Origin of the sequence: Streptomyces sp., from assembly GCF_035563135.1 — a bacterium.
GTDB lineage: Bacteria > Actinomycetota > Actinomycetes > Streptomycetales > Streptomycetaceae > Streptomyces.
The window spans coordinates 1-4,304 of sequence record NZ_DATMVN010000109.1 but is presented as its reverse complement, the minus strand read 5'-3'; the positions used below and the strand labels follow the sequence as shown (position 1 = coordinate 4,304).

Annotated in this window: 3 protein-coding genes and 1 pseudogene; all 4 read right to left on the bottom strand. The window is 71.8% G+C overall.

Annotation, left to right across the window (positions count from 1 at the left end):
* Positions 1–1,315, bottom strand: a 1,315-nt coding sequence (dnaG, locus tag VN520_RS04815; protein WP_325745578.1) for a DNA primase, incomplete at its 3' end; no start/stop codon positions are given.
* A 96-nt stretch (positions 1,316–1,411) separates the two neighbouring features.
* Positions 1,412–2,671 carry an NAD(P)/FAD-dependent oxidoreductase gene (locus tag VN520_RS04810; protein ID WP_325745577.1) on the bottom strand — a complete coding sequence of 420 codons (1,260 nt, stop codon included), beginning with the start codon at positions 2,669–2,671 and terminating at the stop codon, positions 1,412–1,414.
* A 118-nt stretch (positions 2,672–2,789) separates the two neighbouring features.
* The gene (locus VN520_RS04805; RefSeq protein WP_325745576.1) at positions 2,790–4,100 is read right to left on the bottom strand and encodes a deoxyguanosinetriphosphate triphosphohydrolase; all 1,311 of its coding nucleotides are present in this window, start codon (positions 4,098–4,100) and stop codon (positions 2,790–2,792) included.
* Between the two features lie 74 nt (positions 4,101–4,174).
* Positions 4,175–4,304 (bottom strand): annotated as a pseudogene (locus tag VN520_RS04800) (sirohydrochlorin chelatase); the annotation flags it as partial.

The following is a 4,304-nucleotide window of genomic DNA, read 5'->3' as shown; positions in this document are numbered from 1 at the left end:
CGAGCTGGCCGACGCGCTTGACCACGAACTGGGTGTCCAGGATGCCCAGCAGGCCGGCCAGCTGGACGGCTACCTCGTGCTGCGAGGAGCTGTTCTTGATGCGGGCGACCACGGGCCCCGCCTCGTCGAGGGCGGCGGCGCGGCCGGCCGGGGTCTCCAGGTCGTAGCGGCCGACGATCTGGCGGAGCGCGAATTCGAAGAGCGGGGTGCGGGGTTCGACCAGGTCGCGGACGGCGTCGTCGCCCTTGGCGAGCCGCAGGTCGCACGGGTCCATGTTGTCCGGGGCGATCGCGATGTAGGTCTCGGCGGCGAACTTCTGGTCGTCCTCGAAGGCGCGCAGGGCGGCCTTCTGGCCTGCGGCGTCACCGTCGAAGGTGAAGATGACCCGGGCGCTGCCGTTGTCCATCAGGAGCCGTCGGAGGATCTTGATGTGGTCGTTGCCGAACGCGGTGCCGCAGGTCGCGATGGCGGTCGTGACCCCGGCGAGGTGGCAGGCCATGACATCGGTGTAGCCCTCGACGACCACGGCCCGGCTCGCCTTGGCGATGTCCTTCTTCGCCAGGTCGATGCCGTACAGCACCTGGGACTTCTTGTAGATCGAGGTCTCGGGGGTGTTGAGGTACTTCGGGCCGTTGTCGTCGTCGCGGAGCTTGCGGGCGCCGAAGCCGACGATCTCACCCGAGGTGTCGCTGATCGGCCACATCAGCCGGCCGCGGAAGCGGTCGATGGGGCCGCGGCGGCCGTCCTGGGAGAGACCGGAGCTGATGAGCTCCTTGTCGCTGAAGCCCTTGCCGCGCAGGTAGCGGGTGAGGTGGTCCCAGCCCGCCGGGCTGTAGCCGACGCCGAAGTGGGCCGCCGCGTCCTGGTCGAAGCCGCGTGAGGCGAGGAACTTCCGGCCGATCTCGGCTTCGGGGCCGTTCAGCTGCTCGCGGTAGAAATCGGCGGCGATCTTGTGCGCCTCGACCAGCCGGATGCGCTCGCCGCGCTGGTGGGAGGGGTTGTAGCCGCCCTCCTCGTACCGCAGGGTGATGCCCGCCTTGGCGGCGAGGCGCTCGACCGTCTCGGAGAAGGTGAGGTGATCGATCTTCATCACGAAGGCGATCGTGTCGCCGCCCTCCTGGCAGCCGAAGCAGTGGAACAGGCCCTTGCCCGGGCTCACCTGGAAGGAGGGGGACTTCTCGTCGTGGAAGGGGCAGAGGCCCTTGAGGTTTCCGCCGCCGGCGTTGCGCAGCTGGAGGTACTCGGACACGACGGCGTCGATCGGGACCGCGTCCCGGACCGCCTTCACGTCGTCGTCATTGATCCTGCCTGCCACGGGTGAAGTCTACGGGTGGGGCCGGGCATCCGGGACCGGCCGGCGGCGGGCGCACCGCCCGGGCACCGGGCGGCCCCGGATACCGGGCCCGCCCGCTCAGAGCAGGGACTCCAGGGGTACGGACGGGTCGCCCAGGGCGTCCGGGCCGACCGGACGGGCGCTCCTGATCAGTTTCTGGATGTTCTCGGTGACGTCCCACACATTGACGTTCATCCCGGCGAGGACCCGGCGGTCCTTCAGCCAGAAGGCGATGAACTCGTGTTTGCCCGCATCGCCCCGGATGACGACCTGGTCGTAGGAACCGGGCGGCGCCCAGCCGGAGTACTCCAGGCCGAGGTCGTACTGGTCGGAGAAGAAGTACGGCACCCGGTCGTACGTCACGTCCTGGCCGAGCATGGCCTTCGCGGCGGCCGGTCCGCTGTTCAGGGCGTTCGCCCAGTGCTCCACGCGCAGCCGGCGGCCGAAGAGCGGATGGTCCACGGACGCGATGTCCCCGGCGGCGAAGATGTCCGGGTCGGAGGTGCGCAGGGAGGCGTCGACGGCGACACCGCCGCCTTCGGCCCGGTCCGCCATCGTGAGTCCGGCGGCCTCGGCGAGGGAGGTGCGCGGGGCCGCGCCGATCGCGGCGAGGACGTCGTGGGCGGGGTGCTCCTCGCCGTCCTCGGTACGGGCGGCGAGGACCAGGCCGTCCTGACCGGTGATCTCGGTGAGGCGGGCGCCGAAGTGGAAACGGACACCGTGCGCGGCGTGGAGGTCGGTGAAGATCTGGCCGACCTCCGGACCGACGACGTGGTGCAGCGGGGTCGCGGAGGGGGCGACGACGGTCACCTCGGCGCCGTAGCCGCGGGCCGCCGCGGCGACCTCCAGGCCGATCCAGCCGGCTCCGGCGATCACCAGGTGGCCGTTGTCCCGGCCGAGGGCGGCCAGGACGTTGCGCAGCCGGTCGGAGTGGGCGAGACGGCGCAGGTGGTGGACGCCGGCCAGGTCGGTGCCCGGGATGTCGAGGCGGCGGGGCTCGGCGCCGGTGGCGAGCAGCAGCTTGTCGTAGTGGACGACCGTGTTGTCGCCGAGCTGCACGGACCGGCCGGCCCTGTCGATGGAGGTGACGGTCTGGCCGAGGTGGAGCTCGATGTCGGCGCCCGCGTACCAGGCGGTCTCGTGGACGAGGACGGAGTCCCGTTCGTCCTTGCCCAGCAGGTATCCCTTGGACAGGGGTGGCCGCTCGTACGGATGGTCGAGCTCGTCGCCGATGAGGATCACCCGGCCGCTGAAGCCCTCCGTCCGGAGTGTCTCGGCCGCCTTGGCTCCGGCGAGTCCTCCGCCGACGATGACGAACGTCCGATGTGCGTCGACCACTTGATGCCTCCTCGGTACTGTGCTGCGCGGCGCCACCACCTGCGAGCGTCCCGCACGCAGCGTGATGACGAAAGAGGGTGTGCCCCGGCCGGGTCACGGCCACCGGCATGCGGCCCGGTCACGGTCCAGTCTGCCCAACGACCGTGAGTGTTCCGTGAAGGGACCGCGCGGAGGCGTCCGTCAGTGCGGCGATCTGGTCGACGAGGACCCTCTTGCGGGCCCGGTCGTCGGGGGCGGCGGTGTACAGGGCGCGGAACTGCGGCTCCAGCCCTTCGGGCGCGCGGGCGGTGAGCGCTGCGGCGAGTTCGGCGATGACGATCCGCTGTCGGGCGCGGATGACCTCCTGCTCGGCGCGCTGCATGACGTAACGGTCGGCGACGGCCTTGAGCACGGCGCACTCGTTGCGCACCTCGCGCGGGACGATGAGCTCGGCGCCGTATCTGCCGAGCCGTCCGGGCCCGTACGCGGTGCGGGTGGCCGATTCGGCGGCGAGACAGAACCTGCCGATGAGCTGGCTCGTCGCGTCCTTCAGCCGGGCCTGGGCGACCGCGGTGCCGTCGTAGTCGCGCGGCCACCACTCCTGGGAGGTGAGCCGGTCGAGGGCGTCGGCGAGTTCCTGGGGACCGGTGTCCGCCGGGACGTAGCGTCCGACGGCGACGGCCCAGATCTCCGCCCGCTCCGGTTCGGAGAAGAGACAGCCGGGGTCGATGTGTCCGGCGTGCAGCCCGTCCTCGAAGTCGTGCACCGAGTAGGCGACGTCGTCGGACCAGTCCATGACCTGGGCCTCGAAGCATTTTCTGTCCTGCGGCGCGCCCTTGCGGATCCAGTCGAAGACCGGCAGGTCGTCCTCGTACACCCCGAATTTCGGTGAGCCGGGGTCGGTGGGGTGCGCACCCCGGGACCAGGGGTATTTGGTGGCGGCGTCCAGGGCGGCCCGGGTCAGGTTGAGCCCCACGCTGACGAACTCCCCGCTGCGGGGGTCGCGGACGAAACGCTTGGGTTCGAGCCGGGTCAGCAGGCGCAGCGACTGGGCGTTGCCCTCGAAGCCGCCGCAGTCCGACGCGAAGTCGTCGAGCGCCTGTTCGCCGTTGTGGCCGAAGGGCGGGTGGCCCATGTCGTGGGAGAGGCAGGCCGCTTCCACGAGATCCGGGTCGCAGCCGAGCGCGGCGCCGAGCTCCCGGCCGACCTGGGCGCACTCCAGGGAGTGGGTGAGGCGGGTGCGGGGGCTGGCGTCCCAGGCCCGGCTCCGGGTGCCGGGCGTCACGACCTGGGTCTTGCCGGCGAGCCTGCGCAGGGCGGCGGAGTGGAGCACCCTCGCGCGGTCGCGCTGGAAGGCGGTGCGGCCGGGCCGCTTGTCGGGCTCGGGGTCCCAGCGCTCGGTGTCAGCGGGGCCGTAGGGCGTGTCCCTGGGGTCGTGCGTACCGTCCATGCCTCCGACAGTAGACCGGCGGGCCGACAGCAGGAGCCGGGGGGAGGCCAGGGGGTGGGGGGCGGCAGCAGGGGTCAGGCGGAGGCCAGGAGGTACGGGGCCGGCAGGGTGCCGCGGGCGGGCTCGCTGCCGGCCAGGGCCTGGTCGTATCGGTGCAGCAGGAGGCGGGCCATCGCCGGGTGCGCGCCGAGCGGTGCGGCGGCG

Bases quoted from the DNA above. Each gene is read 5' to 3' on its own strand.
- VN520_RS04805 (WP_325745576.1), bottom strand. From the start codon at position 4,100: ATGGACGGTACGCACGACCCCAGGGACACGCCCTACGGCCCCGCTGAC.